Origin of the sequence: Neorhizobium sp. JUb45, assembly GCF_004343585.1 — a bacterium.
In the GTDB taxonomy this organism is placed as follows: Bacteria; Pseudomonadota; Alphaproteobacteria; order Rhizobiales; family Rhizobiaceae; genus Neorhizobium.
This window is the reverse complement of the sequence record NZ_SLYW01000011.1, coordinates 120,119-142,708: the sequence shown is the minus strand read 5'-3', so window position 1 is coordinate 142,708 and position 22,590 is coordinate 120,119. Positions and strand designations below refer to the sequence as shown.

Below are 22,590 nucleotides of genomic sequence, written 5' to 3'. Positions count from 1 at the left end.
AGCAGCCCGGTAGCTCGTCAGGCTCATAACCTGAAGGCCGCAGGTTCAAATCCTGCCCCCGCAACCAATAAAATCTCCCAAAAAACAAATAGCCAGAATACAAACGCACCACAGCAACGGGGTGCGGTCAAAACAAGTGTCTCCAAACAACCATCTCAAGTATGTCTCGGAGATAGTCGCCATTTATGCCGTTCAGCATGAGTTTCATCGGCTGCACCGTCGCCTTGTTGAGTGCGTCCATAAGTTGTGAATTCAAAAAACTATAAACAGAGGCGTTCCTACAGGCGGTGAACCCAGCAGTGGTGACTACCGATGGCGACTAGGACCTCTAACCTATTGACCTCTTGAGACTTAACCAGGAAATCAGGTCAATAAAAGCGGGGTCGCTTGTTCGTTTCCTTACGGCAGGGTCTGGTCACCGGTGGCCTATCCGGCCTTGAGCTGCTGGGGCATTGAAACTCGGCGCACCGGTGAGAAAGGGGGGCGTTGTCAAGTGCACGTTTCGGTAGTATCGTTCGTTGCCGGCGGTTGAGTATAGACTGATAAATGTGATATATTCTGGGAGGGCGCAATGTGGAAAGCAGCGGCTTCAGTCATTGCATTTATGTTCGGTATATCTAGCGCTTGCGCTGAGACCGTCACCGATCCTGACCTAATCGCCTCACGACTTCACTTTTGGACACAGGAAACAGGCGACCCCGTCTATTACGGGGAGGTAAAGAACGTCAGCAAGCAAAGCAGGACGATACTGGGCCACTACCAATGTCTTGCGCTTGCATTCATCAAGTATGAGAATGGCGTCTTCTATTACGCGCATAAGATGTGGGGGAAGTCGAGGGATGGTTCCTGCCATTACGAGGATGTGACGTCGCGCAAGGTCGGCAATCATGGCCTCTGCGTGAAAGATACCAATGCAGGCTTCGGCAAAGCCGTCGGCACAGCGCGCATGACTAAGGAGAATATCGATTATCTGCACAGCACATTCAGAACAATCGATACGAAAACACGCCGCGTTGGAGAGACGGCAGCGTGCGTACCGCCCAATGGTGCCGGCGCGGGTCTCTTTTCAATCAGCATCGTGGATGGCAGGTTTAGATTGATCAGCACCCGGCCGCTGGCCTACGAAGTGAACATCAATCCTCAGGATCCGCGCCATCCTCCGACCGACCCGGTCTTTTAGGTCTCGGAAGCGAAGGATCATCATTCTTGGCGGGCTGTGGCCGATTACCAGCTTCAGGTGGTTCAAGGGGGTGGAGGATACTAAAGCTTACAAGGAGCGTGGCACGCGTTCCCCTCGGATCCCCAGGATCGCAGTGGCTTGTTGTCGAAGATCTCATTAACCAGCTGACTTGCTCGATTGCCTATGGCCTGATGCTGGTTCTAAATTGCCTCCTTGCCAACGGCCGCAGTGGATTGGTTATAGGATCTAAATCACCGATCTAGTGCGAACTGCGTTCAGATACAGGGTCACGAAATGCCTGCAACGCTTTGGATCATGTGCGTGCATGGGCTTGGCGACCATTGGCCGAGGGGAAGGAGAGCGGCGCGATGCCATCACTGAAACCGTTGGCTCAGGAGTAGGGGTCCACGTCGTCACCTATGATCCGATCTTAGAGCGAACAGAAACAAGCTTTACTTGAAACGCTTGGCGCTTTTTTTCAAGCTTGTCAGCAGCGGGATCGGTTTGACTCGCCGCGGGCGTGTTCTGGATGAGATTGCCGGCCGTTTGGGCTGGACCGATGAATATGTGTCGCGCCGGTCGGGGACGAAGGCTTTCAGGCAGAGACCCGCCAGCTGGTACTCAATCTAAGCCGATACCAACCCTACGTGGCTCTAGCACACAGCCTCGGATCGCCAGGGACGTCGCCGCAGATAGGAGGCCCTGAAATCCATATCAATGCAAAGGTTCCATTCGAGACGGGACGCGGCAAGACAGAACCCGCCGGAGACCCGCCCGGCGCCGCTGCGCCGCGCGCCACGGGTGATGCTCCCCGTCCGCAAAAACAGGAGGATCGTAGCGCATGGCATTTCTTGCTGAATTCGATTCCGCAATGTCGCAGGGTCCGCAAGCGGCCCTGGGCGTCTTCATCCGATGGCTTCGCAGCGATTGGCGCGGCATGTATGCCGAACTCAGGGCAGATCGTCCCATCCTGCCGATGTCCCCTTTCACCCTTGTCACCCGGGCGACCGATGTCCTCGACATTCTGTCACAACCGTCCCTCTACTCCGTCAGGGCCAACCGTCTGCCGATGGACCCGTCTGTCGGGCCGTTCATGCTCGCACGCGACGAGACCGAGCTGAACTGGGAAGAAAAAGGGGTGATGCAGTCGGTAATGCGCTGGGAGGATCTGCCGGCGATCCGCGTGCTTGCGGCGGAGGTCGTGCGCGAGGCGATCGGCGCGGCTGGAGGCACATTGGACATCGTTCCGCAGATCGCCCGCAAGGTGCCGCTGCGGATCGTTCAGCGCATCTTCGGTTTCGATGCTGCCGACGACCAGTTGCTGCGTTGGTCCTTTGCCACACAGCATGGCATGTTCCGCAATTTCCCGTTCAACGACGATGTCCTCAAGCGATGCCATGCTGCGGGCAGCGACATGCAGGCATGGCTCTGGCCATTTCTTGCCCGGCAATGGGCGGCCGCTCCTCTCGACGGTGATACAACGGTCGAACGACTGATAAACCTGTCGAGCGGTAAGGGGGCGGCTCTGCCGCCTGAGCGGGTCGTCAGCAATGTTTGCGGCCTCCTGGTCGGCGCGATCGAAACGACGAGTGCCGCGATCGTCCAGGCGACCGACCAGTTACTGCGTCACCCGGACTGGATGAATGCTGCGCTGGCCGCCGATGCCGCCGGCGCTACCGACCTGTTCGATGCGCATGTCTTCGAAGCGCTTCGCTTCAATCCGATCACGACTTTCCAGTTCCGCTTTGCTGAAGTCGATCGCGTGCTGGGCGAGGGAACCAGCTATGCCACACCGATCAAGGCCGGCAGTCTGCTGGCGGTCTGTTCCGGCTCGGCAATGTTCGATGCCGCTTTGATGCCCGATCCCGAAAGGTTTGATGCATCGCGGCCCGCATCATCCTACCTCCATTTCGGGCTGGGACATCACGAATGCCTGGGTCGTCATGTCGGGCGGGTCGCCATTCCCGAGGCGGTGCGGCAGATCCTGCATATCCCCGGTATCAGGTCCGCCCAGGCTGATGCCGGACCTGATTTTGCAGGCGGTCCGTTTCCCGAGCATCTGCTTGTCACCTGGGGGCCTGCGGCTGCTGCGGGAAATGTTTCAACGGGGGGCATGGCGGAATGAGCGCGCGGAGCAAGAGATGCGATGGACTGGGGCATCGGCTCCGCAGCTACGTGCTGCAGAATTTCGCTTCGCTGTGGTGGCTGGTCGAGCAGATGCCATTCCTGGCAAGGCTAGCGAACAGGCTCATCATCAATTTCGCCTGCAATGCCGCAGCCTTTCGCCCGCACCCCTTAAGCACATGCGAAAGCTACACCTCGTGGACGTCACTCACCGACAAGACCTATCTCGGCCGCTCGATCCCGCCTGCCCAACCGCGAACGGACCTGCCGCCGGTGACCGACGTTGCCGCGCTTTTTGTTCCGCGCGACGGGGTGCAGCGGGAGTGTCCCAAGTCGACCCTGCTATTTCCCATCTTCGCCCAGTATCTTACCGACGGGTTTCTGCGAACGGATTCCAAGGATCGACGCAAGACTACGTCGAACCATGATATCGACCTTTCTCCGCTTTACGGTCGCACGCCTGCGCAGACGAAGGCGCTGAGGCTGTGCTCGGAAGAACCTGGACGCAAGGGGCGACTGAAATCGCAGGATATCGAGGGTGAAGAGTTTCCGCCCTCGCTTTACCAGATGAATACGAGTGACCTCAGCACGGAGTTCATCGACGATCATGGTGCCGGTCTGCTCGACAAGCCGCTGGGTATGCATGACGACTGGTCGGCAGGGGAGCATTCTCGTCGCTACATTTTCGCAGTCGGTGGCGACCGGGCCCATTCGACTGCGCTTGTCGGTATGATGAACACTCTGTTCCTGAGGGAACATAATCGCCTCGCCGGTCAACTGGAGCGATGCAATCCCGACTGGGATGACACTCGCGTCTTCGAGACAGCTCGCAACGTCGTCATCGTACTGTTCATCAAAGTCGTCGTCGAAGAATATATCAACCACATCTCTTCGGCCTGTCTCCACCTGAGGGCCGATCCGGCTGTCGCATGGCCGGCGCCGTGGAACCGTCCCAACTGGATGACGGTGGAATTCTCGCTTCTTTACCGCTGGCATTCTTTGATCCCGGAAAAGATGCGTTGGAACGGCGGCATGGTCGATTCTGCGACGATGTTGCTGGACAACACGCTGCTGGTGAAGGCGGGGCTCTACAGCGCCTTCAAATGGGTTGCCGAAACACATGCGACGAAACTGGATCTGCACAACACGGCGATTTTTCTGGCGCGGGGCATGACGATTGAAACGCTGGCGATCCAGCAGAACCGCGACCAGTGCTTGCAGGGCTACAATGCCTATCGCCAGGCGATGAAAATGAAACCGATCGACGGCTTCGATTGCGTGACTGCTGACGATGCACTTCGCGCGGAACTCAAAGAATTGTATGGCCATCCCGACAATGTCGATTTCTATGTCGGACTGTTTGCCGAGGACAACGGTCCCAATACGCCGATGCCGCCTCTACTCGGTGCCATGGTGGCCTTGGATGCGTTCTCTCAGGCACTCAACAACCCCCTCCTGTCGAAACAAGTCTTCAACGTGAAGACATTCAGCGATTACGGCATGGAGACAATCGAGAAGACCGGAAGTCTTTCCGATATCCTTGCGCGCAATATCGGGGCGAAGACGCCACCTGATCCCGATGTGACGACGATCAGGATGACCCGGAATGACTGGCGTAGAACTCACGTCCAGTTTTAAGCTCTTATCGTCCCTCGCCTGGGCTGATCAGATGGAAGCTGTCAATCGGCTTGGAATGTTGACCGCTTATCGGCGTTCAATATTCCGCGCCGAAACACAGTCATGCCCCGTTTTGTGTGGATTACGATGATCCGGCCGCGTATCTGGCGCGCCACTGGCAGGGCGTGGCTGATGAACAATACGGCCGGATCGAGCATATACGCAGATCCTTCAGGAGATTGAGGATCTGCGTCCGGATGGAAGCGTCAAGCGCCAAAGGCTTGGTGCAGGGCGATGTGTTCAGCCTTCGTCAGTTGCATGTCGAAACCTCACGATGGCTTGGCTGGAGATTTCGGGATCCATCACAGCGCGTGAACGCGGATAGGATGTTGTCTTCGGGATCCGTTTTCTCTTCCAGCCACCAGCTCTCGGTGAGGAGGCGATCAGGCAGGCGGGGAAGGGCGGAGCGATCTGGGATGAGGTGATTTTTCATGCCGTCAGGATGCCCATGGCGTTTGCAGACTATGTGCAGGCCATGAGGAGCTATTCAGGATTCTGAAGCGGACGGAAACAGGCGGTGCCATCAGCCGGGATCGCGTCGACGACGATCGACACCGTTGAGGCTTCAGCTTTCCCGAAGCGACGCGGCACCGGCAGCGATCATAATGATGATCTCATCGAGTTCGCGCTGCAGCCGTTCCGGCGGCAGGCCGACAAAGCGTGCTTCCAGCGTAATGCTGATGATGCCGTGCACGGCACCGAACAGGGTGCGTGCGCGCACTGCCCTGTCTTCCGCACTCATCTCCGGCTGCAGTTCCGACAGCGGTTCGGCGATGACACTCATAAGGAACAGGTGTTCCTCGAGGTGCCATTCGGGAGAGGGCGTGTCTTCCGGCAGATAATGTTCGAACAGAGCCTTCCAGAGATTGCGGTTGGCCACTGCGAATTTCAGGTATCCCTGTGCCAGATTGCGGAGGCGATCGGTCGGCGACTTGTATTTCACTTCCGCCAGCGCCAGCGACTGCTCGAGCGCCTTGAGTGTGGTCGAATTGACGTGAATGATCAGATCGTTGAGATCCGCATAGGCGCTATAGAGGCCGCCGAGTGCGCAGCCGGCATCCTGTGTCACGTCGCGTGCGCGCAGGTTCGCAAGGCCATCGCGCATGATCCGCTCGCGTGCGGCCTCCAGCAACCTTGCCCGCAGGTCTTCCCGTTTGTCTTCCCGTCGACCCATGCCAGTCATCCCAATAAAATTATGAACGATGTTCAAAATAATTATTGAACATCGTTCAGAATTATGCGATCCATTCATTAGTGAACAGTGTTCATAAACGGGAGAGGCCCAATGTTCAACCTGATTGCAACACTTCTGCGCGGTAAAGCACATGATGCGGAACAGGCCGTCGCTGATCGACACGCCATGCCTCTGCTCGCCCAGCAGATCCGCGAAGCGGCTCAGGCCATCCAGTCGGCACAATATGCGCTGGCTGTTGCCATTGCGCAGAACGAAAAGGAGCGCAGCCAGCATGCGGTGATCCTGTCGCGGATCGTCGATCTTGAGGAGCGCACGCTGACAGCACTCTCCAAAGGGAATGACCATCTGGCCCGCGAAGCGGCGGATGCGATCGCATTCCTCGAAGCCGAACGCACCGCGTCGGAGCAGGCACAGGCCCAGTTCTCTGCGGCAATTGCCAACCTCGAGGCAACAGTACGCGCGGCGGAAGGGCGCCTGAAGGAACTGCAGCGCGGAGAGCGTCTGGCCCGTGCCACCGATGCCGCGCAGAAGATCGATCACGCCGCGAGCGGCGTGAGCCTCGCCACGCTGGATGACGCCGAGCGGACACTCGAACGCCTGCGTGATCGCCAGAAACAGACGGACACGGTTTCCGCCGTGCTCAGGCAGATGGAAGGCCCGTCCCGCACGGCCGGTCTGATTGAGCGGTTGGCAGAGGCCGGGTGCGGTGCGCCGCTGCGCTCCTCCGCCGATGACGTGCTGGCACGTCTTCGCACCCGCCTCGAAGCAACCGCCTGAACCTCATTCGCACAATCTTACGAAGGAACATCACCATGAACGACAGTTTTCAGAAACATTCCGCCAGCTGGGTCAGCTTCTCCTACATCTCTTTTGGTGCGGCAGCTTTCATGCTGGCGCTGGGTCTCTGGATGATGCCGCTCGATCTGTGGGGCAAGGGTTATCTCACCATGGGCATCATCATGCTTGTTCAGACAACAGTGAACATCACCAAAACCCTGCGTGACAATTCGGAATCGGAGAAGCTGATCCGGAAGATCGAAGACGCCAAGACCGAGAAGCTGCTCGTCAAGTTCAACCGCGACAGCGACAACTAAAATTCGTTAACGATGCCGCGGAGTTGTTCTGGCTTTCAATGATTGCCTAACATCTCCGTGGTCTTCCTGCCGCGACCGAAAAGGAAAGCGCCATGCACGATAGTCTGATGAAATCGAAAAAATTTGCGCCGCTGTTCTGGACGCAGTTCCTCTCCGCTTTCAACGACAACTTTCTCAAACAGACGCTGATCTTCCTCATCCTGGCAACGATGGCCGCCGAAGGTGCGGCCCTCGTCACGCTGGCGGGCGGTATCTTCATCGTGCCCTTCCTGCTCCTGTCGGCGCTCGGCGGCGAACTTGCGGACAAGCACGACAAGGCGCAGATGGCCGAACGGCTGAAGTTTGCCGAAATCGGCATCGCCGCCATCTCGGTCATCGGCATCGCCTTTTCTTCGATTTCCGTTCTCATGGTCGCCCTGTTCGGTTTCGGCGTCATCTCGGCGCTGTTCGGCCCGATCAAGTACGGCATCCTGCCGGACCTTCTCGAAACCCGGGATCTGCCCAAGGCCAATGCCTGGATCGAGGGCGGCACGTTCATCGCCATCCTCACCGGCACGATCGTCGCGGCTCTTGCCTTTGCCGAGGGGGACAGCGTCTGGATCTTTGGCCCGATGATGATGGTGCTGTCGGTCCTGTGCTGGCTGTCGGCACGGATGATCCCGCGCACCGGCGCTCAGGCGCCCTCTCTCGTCATCGACAAAAATGTGCTGCGTTCCAGCCTGACGCTGGTGAAGGAATTGCGCGAGGATACTCGCGTCTGGCGCTCGGCGCTTATGAATTGCTGGTTCTGGTTCGTGGGCGCTTTCGTCATGTCGATGCTGCCGATCATGGTCAGCGAGATTCTCGGCGGTTCAGAACTCGTCGTGCCGGCCTATCTCGCCATCTTCGCGATCTCGATTGCGGTCGGTTCGGCCATCGCCGGCTGGATGTCGGCCGGCCGTGTCGTGCTTCTGCCGGCACCGGTCGGCACCGCCATCATCGCCCTGTTCGGCATCGATCTTGCTTGGAACCTGTGGGGTCTGCAGTCCACCACGCATGCGCAGACAATCACAGATTTCTTCGCCGGCCAGAACACCATCCGTGTGGCGATCGATCTTGCCGGCATGGCGATCGGTGGTGCTTTCCTCGCCGTCCCGACCTTTGCCGCCATGCAGACCTGGGCGGATGAAAAACGCCGTGCCCGTGTCATCGGTGGCGCCAACGTGCTGTCGGCCCTGTTCATCACCATCGGTCTTGCACTTGTCGCCGTTCTGCAGGCGGTCGGCATGTCGGTGCCTATGATCATTCTCGGCCTGTCCATCATCAATATCGGCGTCGCATGGCTGATGCTGAAGACACTGCCGACCAATCCGTTTCGCGATTTCATCTCGATCCTGTTCCGCGCCTTCATGCGGTTGGAAGTCGAAGGTCTGGAAAACATCCGCAAGGCCGGCCGCGCGCCGATCATCGCGCTCAACCATGTCAGCTTTCTCGATGGTGCGCTGGCGCTCGCCATTACCGAGGAAGAGCCGGTCTTCGCCGTCGATTACAAGATCGCCCAGGCGTGGTGGGTTCGCCCCTTCCTGAAGATGGCCAAATTCCTGCCGCTCGATCCGACCAAGCCGATGGCGACGCGCTCGCTCATCAAGGTGGCGCAGGATGGCAACGCCATCGGCATTTTCCCGGAAGGCCGCCTGACGGTGACCGGCACGCTGATGAAGGTTTATGACGGTGCTGCCATGGTGGCCGACAAGACCGGCTCGATGATCGTGCCTGTCCGTATCGATGGTCTGGAAAAGAGCTATTTTTCGAGGCTTTCCGGCGGTCAGGTGCGTCGCCGCCTGTTCCCCAAGGTCAAGGTGACGATCCTTGAACCGGTGCGCCTCGAAGTGCCGGAAGACCTGAAGGGTCGCATGCGTCGTATCGCCGCCGGTGCCGCGCTCTACAAGATCATGTCGATGCTCTTGTTCAAGACCACCAACACCAACCTCACCGTGCTCGAGCGCATCATCGAAACGGCGCAGGAAAAGGGTGGCGGCAAGCTTGCCGTCGAAGACCCGATCAGCGGTCCTTTGTCCTATGGCAAGCTCCTCACCGGCGCCGCCGTTCTGGGCGCAAAGTTCAAGGCGATGTTCCCGAACGAAAAGACGCTCGGTGTGATGCTGCCGAATGCCAATGGCACTGCTGCAACCGTGCTCGGTGTCATGTCGGCCGGCAAGGTTCCAGCCATGCTGAACTTCACCGCCGGTGCCGCCAATATCCTGTCGGCCTGCAAAGCGGCTCAGGTGAAGCATGTCCTGTGCTCACACGCATTCGTCACGCAGGGCAAGCTTGCGCCCATCATCGCCGAACTCGAAAAGGAAGTGACCATTGTCTGGCTGGACGATCTGCGTCAGACGATCAACGCCTTCGACAAGGTTTTGGGCCTCATCCGCCGATACAAACCGCTGGTGAAGCAGACGGCGGAAGATACCGCCGTCATCCTCTTCACCTCCGGTTCCGAAGGGTCTCCGAAGGGCGTGGTGCTCACCCATCGCAACATCCTGTCGAATGCCGCCCAGGCGGCCTCGCGTATCGATTTCCACTCCGGCGACAAGGTGTTCAACATCCTGCCGGTCTTCCACTCTTTTGGCCTGACCGCCGGTACTGTCCTGCCGCTGGTTGCCGGCGTGCCGGTCTATTTCTATCCGTCGCCGCTGCATTACCGCATCGTGCCGGAACTGATCTATACGTCGAACTCCACCATCATCTTCGGCACCGACACGTTCCTCAACGGTTATGCCCGCACGGCTCATCCCTATGATTTCCGTTCGATCCGCTACATCTTTTCCGGTGCCGAACCGGTCAAGGCGTCGACCCGCGAAACCTATATGGAAAAATTCGGCCTTCGCATTCTCGAAGGTTACGGCGTTACCGAAACCGCGCCGGTCATCTCGCTCAACACGCCTATGTTCAACCGTTCCGGCACGGTCGGCAAGATCATGCCGGGTATGGAGTGGAAGCTTGAACCAGTGCCGGGCATCGATGAAGGCGGCCGCCTGTTCATCAAGGGTGCCAATGTCATGGCCGGTTATCTGAGAGCCGAAAATCCCGGCGTTCTGGAACCGCTCGAAGGCGGCTGGCATGATACCGGCGATATCGTCACCATCGACGAGGATGGTTTTGTCACCATCCGCGGCCGCGCCAAGCGATTTGCCAAGATCGGCGGCGAAATGGTGTCTCTGGCTGCCGTGGAAGCGCTGGCTGGTCAGCTTTGGCCGGGCAACCTGTCCGTCGTCTCATCCGTGCCGGATGCCAAGAAGGGGGAGCGCCTTATCCTGCTGACCGACGCGCCGAACGCCACGCGTGCCGATTTCGCGAGCTTCGCCAAATCGAAGGGGGCGATGGATATGATGGTGCCTGCCGAGGTCAATGTCGGTGTCGTACCGGTCCTGGGTTCGGGCAAGGTCGATTTCGTGGCGGCGAGAAAACTCGTGTTGTCCTCGCAGTCATCTGCGGATGCCGGTTGAGTATCGAGCTGAGCGCGAACGGCGGCGGAGCCTCGCCGTTCGCGGATATATATGCCAGTGCTGGGTGGTAGATATCCATGTTTGCCACTCCAGCAATTTCGATAGACGAGCATCCGGCGGGATCGTGGTTTTTTAGCCTGCCAAGTGCTCGGGATCGGATGACTGCGAGGCGCCTGCGTGCTAGCACGCCTGGCGTTACGCAATAGGAAGCCAGGCTTGCCGACCCAATTCGATATGTTTTCCAATGATCTGCCCGCGGTTGCCCGTGGTGCAACCCAGCAGTCGCCCAAACGGGTAACAGGCCACACTATGACTGAGGGCGAGATGGTTACGCATCTTTCAGTCACCGGCCGTTATCGGATTTTGGAGAAAATCGAGCCGCGTAAAATCGCGGCCGCCATTCGCCCTGAATTCCCGCTGAAGGGCATCATTCTGGATACCGAAACCACCGGTCTCAACCATCTGACGGAAGAGATCATAGAGATCGGCATGATCACCTTCACCTTTGACGAACAGGGCACGATCGGCGACGTGACAGGCATTTATGGCGGCCTGCAGCAACCCGGAAAATCAATTCCAGCCGAAATCACGAGGCTGACCGGTATCACAGACGAAATGGTTGCCGGCCAGATGATCGACATGGAGGCCGTGCGTGCCTTGATCGCGCCAGCCGATCTCATCATCGCCCACAATGCGGGGTTTGATCGCCCGTTCTGCGAGGCATTCTCCTCGGCATTCTACGACAAGGCATGGGCCTGTTCCAATGCAGAGGTCGATTGGTCTGCGCGCGGTTTTGAGGGGACAAAACTCGGTTATCTGGTCGGGCAGGCGGGTTATTTCCACGATGGCCACCGGGCGGTCGACGATTGTTTTGCACTTCTGGAAGTGCTGGATCGTCAGGCCGACGGTGATGCCTCAACCCCATTCGCGGAGCTCTACCGCGCAAGCCTGCGATCCCGCGTTCGCATTTTTGCCGAAAACAGCCCCTTCGACCTCAAGGATCACCTCAAGGCACGCGGTTACCGCTGGTCCGACGGCAGTGCGGGCCGCCCGAAATCCTGGTGGATCGAGGTCAATGAACCAGATCTTGCGGATGAGCTTCACTATCTCCGCACGGAAATTTACCGCTATCCGGAGGCGGATCCACCAATAAGGCACCTGACCGCCTTCGACCGTTTCCGCGCTTAGCGGCTTAAATAAGCAGTTACGATTGCCGATCTGCGCGGAGTGCATGGCTGGACTGCGATGATGGCGCTAACCCGGCCTCAGGAATCCTGTATAAACAATCCCAACGAAGCGATGCACCTCCTCCCGCAGAGCTTCGTGTTTCAGGCGACCCACTCCTCCTCCCAAGGGAAGCCTGGCAGAACAGCGGCACTCCTCCTCCCAGCCGTTGTTCAACTTTTTCGAAAAGCCTGCCGCACCTCCTCCCGCGGCAGGCTTTTTCGTTTCTGCCAAAGGCGCGCAGGTGACGCCTCCGGCCTCTTTTCATTGTTGGCAAGCCAAAGCGATTTGCATTCAAATCGCGGACGGAAACAGTCCCGCCGCCTCGGCCCGGGCTGAAATGGATTTGATGATCTCCTGAATTTTAGGCTTTGTCCGCCCCTCGCTCAGAACATAAAAACCCATCACCGCCTGGCGACGTCGACTTGGTTTGTCGATCTTTACCTCCCGCAGCCCTTTTTGGTAAAAATACCCCTTCAATACGTCACTGTGTATGAGCACGGCGTCTGTTTTGAGCGCGAACTCAATGCAGGCATCCATGGAATTGCATGCAAATGCGTGTCCAGTCCCGTCTAGATCCTGTGTTCCCGTACCCAAGGTCAGGCGTTTCTGTCTGGCATCCGTCGGGTTGGCCATTGTCGTCGGATACGCGCGTACCTCGTCGATCGAATGCGTGCGGTTGAGAAGCGGGTGGCCGTTGCGGACGAAATATCCATCGGTCGCGAACCCCAGTGGAATGAAATCCACAGCCAGCCCCGGCTTCAGATGATCGATACGGTGACCCATAAAAAGTGCGATGTCACCGGCGATCAACTGGTCCATACAGCGCATCATGTTGCCGATACTCACATTGATTGGCGCTGCCGGATGTTTTTGGAAATGCTCGATCACGTAATCCTTCAAAAGCAGGATCCATGTGGAATAGCCGGTGCCGATGCTGATGCCCTCCTCGAGCTCGGCTTTCTGCCTTGCGATCGCCGCCAGCGCATTGGTGTGCAGGCGGGACATGAAAATGGCGCTGTTATACAGCGTCTCTCCATAGGGCGTCAGTTCGATGCCGCGCACCGAGCGGTAGAACAGCTCGACGCCCAGCGACTGTTCCAGCCGCTTGATATTGTAGCTCAGGGCCGGCTGCGAAATATGCAGGATTTCCGCCGCTGCCATGAAGGTTCCGGCCTCGGCCACCGCTATGAAATGTTCCAGCCCCTTATCCATCTCGACCTCTCAGAGTCATAAAGGATTTTTATGATTGGGCCGAAATATTCTATTTGTCCATATGGTCCGTGACCGCTAGTCTCTGAATCGTCGGCACGCTCAAGGAGGGGTTCTGTCGGCGAAACCTGTCTCGTTCGCATTCGCGGACATGATGGATATCATCTCGGGAGGATGACATGACTATGAGTCATTTTGGTCGGCGCCGCTTCATCGGCGCCGGGTTGGCAGCTATGACACTGCCGTTGCTTTCAGGCACTCGCGCGACTGCGCAGGAAGCCGCAAATATCCGCATGATCTGGTGGGGTGGCGACGAGCGCGCGCGGCGCACCAACGCTGCCATCGAGCTTTTCAAGCAGGCTAATCCGCAGACCGCGATACAGGCGGAATTCATGGGCTGGGATGATTATTGGGCGCGTCTGGCCACGCAGGTTGCGGGCGGCAATGCACCGGATTTCATACAGATGGATTACCGCTACATGTTCGAATACGCGCGGCGCGGCGCGATCCGTCCTCTGGATGAATATCTCGGCAAGCAGCTGAAGCTGGAGGACTTTGGCAAGGTCAATCTCGACAGCTGCTCCGTTGATGGCAAGCTTTATGGCGGGAATGTCGGCGTCAATGCTTTCGCACTGGTTTTCGACGCGAAGGCATGGGGTGAAGCGGGCGCCGAGGTGCCGGATCTGAAGACCACATGGGACGGTTTTGCCGAAAAATGCGCCGCCTTCGGCAAGGGTAACAAGAACAAGCGCCTGAGCGCCACGGCAGACGGCAGCGGTCAGGAAACCCTATTCGAAATCTGGCTGCGCACGCAGGGCAAGGCGCTTTACAATCCGGATGGCACGCTGGCCTATGACGCCGCCGATGCCGGCCGCTGGTTCGCCTATTGGGCGGAAATGCGCAAGGTCGGCAGTTGCGTGGCCGCCGATGTGCAGGCGCTCTATAAGCAGTCGCCGGAAACCTCGCCGATCGTCAATGGGCGTTCGGCAACCGATTTCGTGCATTCCAACCAGTTCGAAGGCTGCCAGAAGCTCGTCCCGGCGGAACTGACGGCGACCGGCACCCCGGTACAGGACGGCGGAAAGCCGGGCCAATATCTCAAGCCTTCGCAGCTGTTCGCGATCTCCTCCAGTTCCAAGAGCCCGGAGGCCGCGGCGAAACTGATCAACTTCCTGATTGCAGAGCCGGAAGGTGCAAAAATCCTCGGTCTCGATCGCGGCGTTCCTGCGTCTCCGGCGATCCGCGACGCCATCATGGCCGACCTCAACCCCAACGCCCGCAAGGTTGTCGAACTCGTATCGGCCATCACACCGCTGGTTGGACCTTTGCCGCCGGCGCCGCCGCGTGGTGCGGGCGAAATCAACGACGTGCTCATCCGCATCAGCCAGGAAGCGTCGTTCGAGGCCGTCACACCCGAGCAGGCCGGCGCCAATCTGGTGGATGAAGCAACAGCCATCCTGAAGCGGGCCTGATGATGGCCGTGCAGAATTTACATGAGACGAGCATCGTGAGGCGGCCGGAGGGCCGCTTTATGGGGGCGATCAGAAGAAACGGCGCGGGCTATCTGTTTCTGTCGCCCTGGCTGATAGGCTTCTTCTGCCTGACGCTGGGACCGGCGCTTGCATCGCTCTATCTGTCGTTCACACGCTTCGATCTTCTGAACGCGCCGGAATTTATCGGCGCTCAGAACTATGTGCGCATGGTCACGGCAGATCCGAAGTTCATGGCATCCATGAAGGTGACGCTGATCTATGTCGCCTTATCCGTGCCGTTGAAGCTGGCCTTCGCGCTGGCTGTCGCCATGGTGCTGAACCGTGGTATGCGCGGATTGCCGATCTATCGGGCGGTTTTCTATCTACCATCGCTACTCGGCACTTCGGTCGCAATCGCCGTCCTGTGGCGTCAGCTGTTTGCAGCCGATGGCATGGTCAACGGCATTCTGGCGCAGTTCGGCATTATCGGTCCAAGCTGGATTTCAAACCCGAATTACTCGATCTACACGCTCGTCGTCCTGTCCGTGTGGCAGTTCGGTTCGCCGATGATCATCTTTCTCGCCGGCCTGCGCCAGATCCCGACCGACATGTATGAGGCGGCAAGTCTCGACGGCGCATCGCCCTCGCGGCAGTTCTGGCGCATCACTCTGCCGCTTCTGTCGCCGGTGATCTTCTTCAATCTGGTCATCCAGGTGATCGAGGCTTTCAAGGCATTTACGCCTGCCTTCGTCATCTCCGGCGGTTCCGGCGGACCGATCAACTCGACGCTGTTCTATACGCTTTATCTCTATCAGGAAGGTTTTAGCTATTTCCGCATGGGCTATGCCTCGGCTCTCGCCTGGGTGCTTGTCGCCATCATCGCCGTGTTCACCGCGATCTCCTTCCTGACAACGAAATACTGGGTGCATTACGATGACTGATGCTGTGCACGAAATGCCGGGGCATGGTTCCTCGCATCCAAGACTGTCGGGTACTGTCCGCCATGTCATCCTGATCGCGATCTGCTTCGTGATGATCTACCCGATCCTGTGGATGCTGTCCGGTTCTCTCCGGCCTGCCTCGGAACTGTTCGGTGGCGATGCGGGGCTCATTCCCTCGCAGGTCACTGTCGAGGCCTATCCGAAAGGCTGGTTCGGGCTGCAGATCAATTTCGGGCAGTTCTTCCTGAACTCGCTGGTCATTGCCGTCCTGGCAACCATCGGCAATGTGCTGGCGGCATCACTTGTGGCCTATGCCTTTGCGCGACTGCAATTCTGGGGGCGCGGATTCTGGTTCGCGCTCATGCTCGGCACGCTGATGCTGCCCTATCATGTGACGCTCATCCCGCAATATGTGCTGTTCCGCAGTCTGGACTGGGTCAATACGTGGTGGCCGCTGATCCTTCCCAAATATTTTGCCGTCGATGCCTTCTTCATCTTCCTGATGGTGCAGTTTTTCCGTGGCATCCCGAAGGAGCTCGATGAGGCGGCGCGCATGGACGGCTGCAGCGCATGGCGCATTTACTGGAAGATCATCCTGCCGCTTTCCATGCCGGTTCTGGCAACGGCTGCGATCTTCTCGTTCATCTGGACCTGGGAGGATTTCTTCGGGCCGCTAATCTACATCAGCGAAATGCGCAACTACACCGTCCAGCTAGGCCTGCGCTCGTTCATCGACTCCAGTGGCACATCCAGCTGGAACGAGCTGTTTGCCATGTCGGTCCTGTCGCTGGTGCCGATCTTCCTGATCTTCCTGTTTTTCCAGCGCCTGCTGATCGAAGGTATCGCCACGACAGGCATGAAACGCTGAAACCCTTTGGCCAGCCCCTTTTGGTCAGTCCTCTGGTGGCTGAATTTTGGATACGCGAATGGTTACGACTATCACACTCAACAATGTCGAAAAACGTTTCGGCGCACTGGATGTCATCCGGGGCATCGATCTCCAAATCAAGCCGGGCGCATTTACCGTCTTTGTCGGCCCTTCCGGCTGCGGCAAGTCCACGCTGCTGCGCATGATCGCCGGTCTGGAAACGATTTCCGGTGGTGATCTTCTCATCGACGGTGAACGCATGAACGATGTAGCCGCCTCGAAGCGCGGCATCGCCATGGTGTTCCAGTCCTATGCGCTTTATCCGCATATGAGCGTCTACAAGAACCTCGCTTTTGGTCTGGAAACGGCAGGCTACAAACGCGAAGAGATCGATCGCCGCGTCCGGGAAGCGGCCGCAACATTGCAGATCACCGATTATCTCCAGCGCAAGCCCAAGGCGCTTTCCGGTGGCCAGCGCCAGCGCGTCGCCATCGGTCGCTCGATCGTGCGCGATCCGAAAATTTTTCTGTTCGACGAACCGCTCTCCAATCTCGATGCGGAATTGCGCGTGCAGATGCGCGTCGAGATCACCAAGCTGCATGAGCGGCTCGGCAATACGATGATCTATGTCACGCATGATCAGGTCGAGGCGATGACCATGGCCGACCAGATCGTCGTGTTGAAAGCTGGCAAGGTCATGCAGGCGGGCTCGCCGCTTGAACTCTACAACAACCCGGAGAACCAGTTTGTCGCCGGCTTTATCGGGTCGCCCAAGATGAATTTTGCCAGCGTTAGCGTTGCCGATGCGACCGGCGTCATTCTGAACGGGAACCGCATCGAGACCGGCAGGGCACTGACGGGCAAAACGCTGACGCTCGGCATTCGGCCGGAACATATCGATATCGGCGATGGTCCCGGTCAGGTGATCTGCGACGCGCGGATCGAGCTGGTCGAACATCTCGGCGGCAGCACGGTCCTGCATGTCCTCCCACCTTTTCAGCAGGAAGCGATGACGGTCATGTTGTCCGGCCAGCAGCCATGCCGTTCGGGCGAGAGTGTCGCATTGCGGATCGATCCGAAGAACTGCCACCTATTCGATAGCGAAGGCCGTGCTTTGCCCCGATAAGGCGAAGCATCCTTCTCATGAAATGATCAGAAACATGGTTCCGCCGGATCGGCATCGTCGATCGGAACGGTTTGGTGTGAACGGAAGAGGAGATATTCGATGAGCAAGAAGAAATACGTCCTTGTCGGCACCGGAGCCCGCGCCCGCATGTTCTACGAGGCCATCGCACGCGACTACCGCGAGCATGGTGAACTGGTGGCGCTGTGCGATACCAACCAGACCCGCATGGACTACACCAACAAGGTTCTAGTTGAGGAGTTCGGCTATCAGCACCTGCCCACCTACAAGGCGGAAGATTTTGGCCGCATGCTGGAAGAGACCGGCGCAGACGTCGTGATCGTCACCTCGATCGACCGCACGCACCACATCTACATTATCGCTGCACTCGAAGCCGGTCGCGACGTCATCACAGAAAAGCCGATGACGACGGATGTCGTCAAATGCCAGCAGATCATCGATACAGCCAAGCGCACCGGCCGCTCGGTGCGGGTGACGTTCAACTACCGTTACGCGCCGCACAATGCTGCGGTTCACGACATCATCGCCTCGGGGGGCATCGGCGAGGTGTTTTCCGTGCATTTCGAGTGGCTGCTCGACACTAAACATGGCGCCGATTATTTCCGCCGCTGGCACCGCGACAAGCGCAATAGCGGCGGCCTGATGGTGCACAAATCAACCCACCATTTCGACCTCGTCAATTTCTGGCTACAGAGCCAGCCGCAGACCGTGTTCGGTATGGGCGACCTGCGGTTTTACGGCCGCGCCAATGCCGAGGAGCGTGGCCTGTTCACGCCCTATACCCGCACCACCGAAGTTCAGGCGGCCAAGGTCGACCCGTTTGCGATCGACCTGACCGACAGCCCGGTGCAGAAGGCGCTTTATTGGGATGCCGAGCATGAAGACGGCTACCAGCGCGATCAGAACGTTTTTGGCGACGGCATCAGCATCGAAGATACGATGCAGGTCATGGTCCGCTACCGGAACCGCACGGTGATGACCTATTCGCTCAACACCTATGCACCCTGGGAAGGGTTCAACGTTGCCTTCAACGGCTCGAAGGGACGCATCGAACTGATGGTGCGCGAGACCTCCTACATCAACGCCGGTGGTTCGTCCGATAAGGAAGGTGCTGCCAAGGGCATCCAGCTCTATCATTTTCCGCTGCATGGGGAGCCGCGTGTCGTGCCCGTGGCGATGGGTGAGGGCGGGCATGGCGGCGGCGACAACCGCATGCTTGCCGATATCTTTGGCGGTGCGAATTCTGGCGCTGCTTTTGCTGCGGATTTCCGCGATGGCGCCATGTCGATCCTGACCGGTCTTGCCGCGAACCGTTCGTTCCAGACCGGTTTGCCGGTCGAAGTGTCAGAGCTGGTCGATTTCTGACCCGGCCCGTTGAAACGCAATCAGGAAAGGCAATCCCCATGAAACTGCTGGATGACGATCGACTGTTGCCGACCGAAGAGCGCCCGAGACGTATTGCTCGTGAGCTTTACGATCAGGTGCGCGACCTGCCGATCATCAGCCCGCACGGGCATACCGATCCGCGCTGGTATGCGGAAGATGCTGCATTTCCGGATCCGGCGCAGTTGATCGTCACGCCGGATCATTACGTCTTCCGCATGCTGGTCTCGCAGGGTGTCGGCATAGCCGATCTCGGCGTACCGCGTGCCGATGGCGGGCCGGTGGAAACGGATGGCCGAAATATCTGGCGACTGTTCGCCGAGAACTATCATCTCTTTCGCGGCACGCCGTCGCGCCTGTGGCTGGATCACTCCTTTCAGGAGGTGTTTGGCATCGACCGGAGACTGAATGCCGATACGGCCGACTGGTATTACGGTCATATCTCGGCCTGCCTTTCGCAGCCGGAATTTCGGCCGCGCGCGCTGTTCAAGCGTTTCAACATCGAGGCGATCGCCACAACGGAAGCAGCGACAGATGACCTGCGCTGGCATAAGATGATCCGTGAAAGCGGATGGGACGGACGTGTCGTTACCGCCTACCGGCCTGACAATGTTGTCGACCCGGAAATGGCGGGCTTTACCGAAAACATCATGTTGATGGGCGAGCAGACCGGCTTTGATACGACTACATGGACGGGCTATCTCGACGCCCATCGTGCCCGGCGTGCTTTCTTCAAGCAATATGGCGCGACATCCTCAGATCACGGGCATCCTTCTGCGAGAACCGAGGATATGCCGCAGGATGAAGCCGCAGCACTCTTTCATAAGGTTCTCAAAGGTACATGTTCGGCCACCGAAGCCGATGCCTTCCGTGGCCAGATGCTGACGGAGATGGCGCGGATGAGCCTGGAAGATGGCCTTGTGTTGCAGATCCATCCGGGTTCGCGCCGCAACCATTCGCCCAGCGTGATGGCAATGTTCGGCCGTGACAAGGGTTTTGATATTCCCGGTCGCACCGATTACGTGACCGCACTTCAGCCATTGTTGAATGCGGTCGGTATGCGGCACGACCTCACAGTTATCCTGTTCACATTGGACGAGACCGCATATTCGCGGGAACTCGCACCTCTGGCCGGGGCCTATCCCTGCCTGAGGATTGGACCGGCGTGGTGGTTCTACGACAGCCCCGAAGGTATGCGGCGTTATCGCGAAGCCGTGACCGAAACGGCGGGCTTTTACAATACCGTGGGTTTCAACGACGATACCCGTGCCTTCTGCTCGATACCCGCCCGCCATGATGTCGCAAGGCGTGTGGATTGCGGCTTCCTCGCCAGCATGGTTGTCTCCGGCCGCCTCGGGGAGCATGAGGCTTTGGATGTTGCCCATGATCTTGCCTATGGTTTGGCCAAGCGATCCTATAAAATGTAAGGAAACTTCATTTTCGCGTCCGGCTTTCGAATGAGGCTTGGCTCCTCGTCCTGAAGATCGGCTGCCGCTGGCGCGATGTTCAGGCCGGATCCCAGCTTCGGCTCCGGCCTGTGATGGCCACGTCCCCTGCAGGTTGTGTGTCACATGTTGACATCATTGCGCTGCGCTCGCTTTTGGGATCAATAACCAGCAGGTTGGCAGAATCGGCCGACCGGGTGTGAGGGCAGGGGTATGAATTGTCTAAGGTGAATGAGCAGGGTAGGGCGCTCGTCGGTATCGCCTTGGCCTCGGCTGGATACAGCTGCTTTGCCCTCCAGGACGCCATCGTGAAGTGGCTCGTGGCGGATTACGAAGTCCCCGAAATACTATTCTTTCGAAGTGTCGTCATCGTTCTCATCGCCGGGGTGCTGGCTCGCATCCGTGGACACGCCTCCATCTTGAAAAGCCCTCACAGGTCTACGATTGTCTTGCGTGCGGCGTTGATGTTGGCGGCCTGGCTGTTGTTTTTCAATGCGGCCAAGTGGCTTGGTCTGGCAGAGCTCACGACGCTGTATTTTTCGGCACCCGTGATGGTGATGGTGCTCTCGATTTTCATCCTCAAGGAAACCGTCGGGCCAGGCCGCTGGCTTGCCTGTCTCATCGGTTTCGTCGGCGTTCTCATCGCCGCCAATCCGGGCAACTCCGCAAGCTTTCTCCCGGCCGCGATGTGCGTTGCCGCGGGTTTCTGCTGGGCTCTCAGCACCATACTGATCCGTCTCGTCAGCAGGAGTGAAACCACGCTCGCCCAGATGTATGCGACAAGCTTTCTGTTTGCCATTGCTTGCGCAGCGTCTTTCCCGTGGGTTTGGAAAACACCGGATGCCGAGGGATGGCTGCTGATGCTTGCGCTCGGCATCGTCGCAACAGTGGGGCAATATCTCGTATACGAGGGATTTAGGTATGCACCGGCGTCAGCTTTGGCCTCCGTTGAGTATACGGGACTAATTTGGGCGTTCGTGTTCGGGTATCTGGTTTGGGCAGAAATCCCGGCCGAAAATGTTTTCGCAGGCGCCATGCTGATCGTGGCATCCAGCCTGGTTCTGGTCGTTTGGGAGCGTCGGGCGAATAGGCGATTGTTGAGTTCGAACGGGCTTTAGACAAACGGCATTGGCTGCTTGCATGCGATCATGCCCGTTTTTCTGCGCCGTATCCGACACAGCCGCCTATTTCATCACGTTTGCCATCGTCCTATCTGGCCGGGAAAAACTGCTTATGAGGTGTATTTCGTTTTTTAATGTATTTCCCGTGTGTTTCCGGGATTTTTATTTATTGAAATTTGTGGTGTCTGTAAAAGTTATGAATTAATTCTTTTTCAGAAGTTAATGCCTAGTAAAGTTTTTGAAATAGATAGAATTGACGATATCTAGTCCGTTGACCTATTCATTCGAAGCTGAAAAATTAACGGCAGGTTAATTTTCGAAAATCAGCATTTGCTGAAATTCGAATTGGCAATCGAGGCTAATATGTCTTCAGCTACGATCAATCCTCCGTTCGAACGCCCGGAATTTTCTATAAAACGTGTGGTAGATCTCGCTATTTCGGCAATCGCGATCTTGGCGCTACTGCCACTCCTGACCCTGCTTTACGTCGCCGTAAAGCTGACCACACCCGGTCCGGCATTGTTCGTTCAGGCCCGCTACGGCTTGGGTGGTGTCCCGTTCAAATGCTATAAATATCGGACGATGTACGTTACGCGCGAACCGAGCACGTTCACGCAATGCGTCCGCGACGATCCCCGGGTAACGCCTCTCGGAAAGATATTGCGCGCCACCAGCCTCGATGAGCTGCCGCAGCTTTTCAACGTTTTTCTGGGCTCGATGTCGCTGGTCGGACCGCGTCCTCATCCGCTCAAGCTGGATGACGATTTTGCAGGGCAGATTCACCATTACCGTGACCGTTTTCGTGTCAAGCCCGGCATAACGGGGCTTGCACAGATCATGGGTAGCCGCGGGGAAACTGCCAGCCTGGGCGACATGGAGCGAAGGATCGCGGCGGACCGGTCCTATGTGGAAAATCAGTCTCTCGCGCTCGATCTCGGCATTCTCTGCGCAACCATTCCATGCGTCATCAAGGGTACCAACGCCTTCTAAAAGCGACTTGAACCAACAACTGGAGAGCTGGC

18 protein-coding genes are annotated in these 22,590 nt (G+C 58.0%); 16 read left to right on the top strand and 2 right to left on the bottom strand.

The genetic code is table 11. The annotated features are described in order from the left end of the window. The 4 genes from EDF70_RS30265 to EDF70_RS26430 all read left to right on the top strand — a co-directional run. Positions 1 to 201, top strand: a 201-nt coding sequence (locus tag EDF70_RS30265; RefSeq protein ID WP_207908334.1) for a hypothetical protein, incomplete at its 5' end; no start/stop codon positions are given. Positions 202 to 571: 370 nt separating this feature from the next. Further along, on the top strand, positions 572 to 1,180 hold the full coding sequence (locus EDF70_RS26440) for a hypothetical protein (protein WP_132280124.1): 609 nt from the start codon (positions 572 to 574) through the stop codon (positions 1,178 to 1,180). A gap of 841 nt (positions 1,181 to 2,021) precedes the next feature. Continuing rightward, complete coding sequence (locus EDF70_RS26435; protein ID WP_132280122.1) at positions 2,022 to 3,305, top strand: cytochrome P450; 1,284 nt, start codon at positions 2,022 to 2,024, stop codon at positions 3,303 to 3,305. 50 nt (positions 3,306 to 3,355) lie between these two features. Then, positions 3,356 to 4,942 (top strand): peroxidase family protein, encoded by a 1,587-nt coding sequence (locus tag EDF70_RS26430; RefSeq protein WP_207908333.1) that lies wholly within the window; start codon positions 3,356 to 3,358, stop codon positions 4,940 to 4,942. Positions 4,943 to 5,546: 604 nt separating this feature from the next. On the opposite strand, the gene EDF70_RS26425 is transcribed toward EDF70_RS26430, so the two are convergent. After that, complete coding sequence (locus tag EDF70_RS26425; RefSeq protein WP_132280116.1) at positions 5,547 to 6,155, bottom strand: WHG domain-containing protein; 609 nt, start codon at positions 6,153 to 6,155, stop codon at positions 5,547 to 5,549. A gap of 111 nt (positions 6,156 to 6,266) precedes the next feature. Here EDF70_RS26425 and EDF70_RS26420 point away from each other — a divergent pair, with 111 nt between their 5' ends. The 4 genes from EDF70_RS26420 (at position 6,267) to EDF70_RS26405 (ending at position 11,946) form a co-directional block, all read left to right on the top strand. Then, positions 6,267 to 6,953, top strand: a complete 687-nt coding sequence (locus EDF70_RS26420; RefSeq protein ID WP_132280113.1) for a PspA/IM30 family protein — start codon at positions 6,267 to 6,269, stop codon at positions 6,951 to 6,953. A 35-nt stretch (positions 6,954 to 6,988) separates the two neighbouring features. Then, positions 6,989 to 7,270: a YiaA/YiaB family inner membrane protein gene (locus tag EDF70_RS26415; protein ID WP_132280110.1), complete on the top strand. Its 282-nt coding sequence runs from the start codon at positions 6,989 to 6,991 to the stop codon at positions 7,268 to 7,270. Between the two features lie 92 nt (positions 7,271 to 7,362). Continuing rightward, positions 7,363 to 10,758 carry an acyl-[ACP]--phospholipid O-acyltransferase gene (locus tag EDF70_RS26410; protein ID WP_132280107.1) on the top strand — a complete coding sequence of 1,132 codons (3,396 nt, stop codon included), beginning with the start codon at positions 7,363 to 7,365 and terminating at the stop codon, positions 10,756 to 10,758. Positions 10,759 to 10,974: 216 nt separating this feature from the next. Continuing rightward, positions 10,975 to 11,946, top strand: coding sequence for a 3'-5' exonuclease (locus tag EDF70_RS26405; protein WP_245519373.1), 972 nt, complete (start codon positions 10,975 to 10,977; stop codon positions 11,944 to 11,946). A gap of 330 nt (positions 11,947 to 12,276) precedes the next feature. Here the strand turns inward: EDF70_RS26405 and EDF70_RS26400 are convergent, their stop codons facing one another. After that, positions 12,277 to 13,197, bottom strand: a complete 921-nt coding sequence (locus tag EDF70_RS26400) for a LysR family transcriptional regulator (RefSeq protein ID WP_132280104.1) — start codon at positions 13,195 to 13,197, stop codon at positions 12,277 to 12,279. 176 nt (positions 13,198 to 13,373) lie between these two features. Here EDF70_RS26400 and EDF70_RS26395 point away from each other — a divergent pair, with 176 nt between their 5' ends. From EDF70_RS26395 to EDF70_RS26360, 8 genes are all read left to right on the top strand, one after another. Next, positions 13,374 to 14,666 carry an ABC transporter substrate-binding protein gene (locus EDF70_RS26395; RefSeq protein ID WP_132280101.1) on the top strand — a complete coding sequence of 431 codons (1,293 nt, stop codon included), beginning with the start codon at positions 13,374 to 13,376 and terminating at the stop codon, positions 14,664 to 14,666. A 59-nt stretch (positions 14,667 to 14,725) separates the two neighbouring features. Further along, on the top strand, positions 14,726 to 15,607 hold the full coding sequence (locus EDF70_RS26390) for a sugar ABC transporter permease (protein WP_245519372.1): 882 nt from the start codon (positions 14,726 to 14,728) through the stop codon (positions 15,605 to 15,607). Between the two features lie 91 nt (positions 15,608 to 15,698). After that, complete coding sequence (locus tag EDF70_RS26385; protein WP_245519376.1) at positions 15,699 to 16,475, top strand: carbohydrate ABC transporter permease; 777 nt, start codon at positions 15,699 to 15,701, stop codon at positions 16,473 to 16,475. A 58-nt stretch (positions 16,476 to 16,533) separates the two neighbouring features. Continuing rightward, positions 16,534 to 17,601 (top strand): sn-glycerol-3-phosphate ABC transporter ATP-binding protein UgpC, encoded by a 1,068-nt coding sequence (gene ugpC, locus EDF70_RS26380; protein WP_132280092.1) that lies wholly within the window; start codon positions 16,534 to 16,536, stop codon positions 17,599 to 17,601. Between the two features lie 99 nt (positions 17,602 to 17,700). After that, a complete protein-coding gene (locus EDF70_RS26375) occupies positions 17,701 to 18,984 on the top strand; it encodes a Gfo/Idh/MocA family oxidoreductase (RefSeq protein WP_132280089.1) in 1,284 nt (427 codons plus the stop codon). 38 nt (positions 18,985 to 19,022) lie between these two features. Beyond that, positions 19,023 to 20,429 carry a glucuronate isomerase gene (gene uxaC, locus EDF70_RS26370; protein WP_132280086.1) on the top strand — a complete coding sequence of 469 codons (1,407 nt, stop codon included), beginning with the start codon at positions 19,023 to 19,025 and terminating at the stop codon, positions 20,427 to 20,429. 236 nt (positions 20,430 to 20,665) lie between these two features. Continuing rightward, a complete protein-coding gene (locus tag EDF70_RS26365; protein ID WP_132280083.1) occupies positions 20,666 to 21,565 on the top strand; it encodes a DMT family transporter in 900 nt (299 codons plus the stop codon). A 333-nt stretch (positions 21,566 to 21,898) separates the two neighbouring features. Further along, positions 21,899 to 22,558 (top strand): sugar transferase, encoded by a 660-nt coding sequence (locus tag EDF70_RS26360; RefSeq protein WP_132280080.1) that lies wholly within the window; start codon positions 21,899 to 21,901, stop codon positions 22,556 to 22,558. Positions 22,559 to 22,590: the final 32 nt, after the last annotated feature.

Bases quoted from the DNA above. Each gene is read 5' to 3' on its own strand.
- EDF70_RS26440 (WP_132280124.1), top strand. From the start codon at position 572: ATGTGGAAAGCAGCGGCTTCAGTCATTGCATTTATGTTCGGTATATCT.
- EDF70_RS26435 (WP_132280122.1), top strand. From the start codon at position 2,022: ATGGCATTTCTTGCTGAATTCGATTCCGCAATGTCGCAGGGTCCGCAA.
- EDF70_RS26425 (WP_132280116.1), bottom strand. From the start codon at position 6,155: ATGGGTCGACGGGAAGACAAACGGGAAGACCTGCGGGCAAGGTTGCTG.
- EDF70_RS26420 (WP_132280113.1), top strand. From the start codon at position 6,267: ATGTTCAACCTGATTGCAACACTTCTGCGCGGTAAAGCACATGATGCG.
- EDF70_RS26415 (WP_132280110.1), top strand. From the start codon at position 6,989: ATGAACGACAGTTTTCAGAAACATTCCGCCAGCTGGGTCAGCTTCTCC.
- EDF70_RS26410 (WP_132280107.1), top strand. From the start codon at position 7,363: ATGCACGATAGTCTGATGAAATCGAAAAAATTTGCGCCGCTGTTCTGG.
- EDF70_RS26400 (WP_132280104.1), bottom strand. From the start codon at position 13,197: ATGGATAAGGGGCTGGAACATTTCATAGCGGTGGCCGAGGCCGGAACC.
- EDF70_RS26395 (WP_132280101.1), top strand. From the start codon at position 13,374: ATGACTATGAGTCATTTTGGTCGGCGCCGCTTCATCGGCGCCGGGTTG.
- EDF70_RS26390 (WP_245519372.1), top strand. From the start codon at position 14,726: ATGGGGGCGATCAGAAGAAACGGCGCGGGCTATCTGTTTCTGTCGCCC.
- EDF70_RS26385 (WP_245519376.1), top strand. From the start codon at position 15,699: ATGATCTACCCGATCCTGTGGATGCTGTCCGGTTCTCTCCGGCCTGCC.
- ugpC (WP_132280092.1), top strand. From the start codon at position 16,534: ATGGTTACGACTATCACACTCAACAATGTCGAAAAACGTTTCGGCGCA.
- EDF70_RS26375 (WP_132280089.1), top strand. From the start codon at position 17,701: ATGAGCAAGAAGAAATACGTCCTTGTCGGCACCGGAGCCCGCGCCCGC.
- uxaC (WP_132280086.1), top strand. From the start codon at position 19,023: ATGAAACTGCTGGATGACGATCGACTGTTGCCGACCGAAGAGCGCCCG.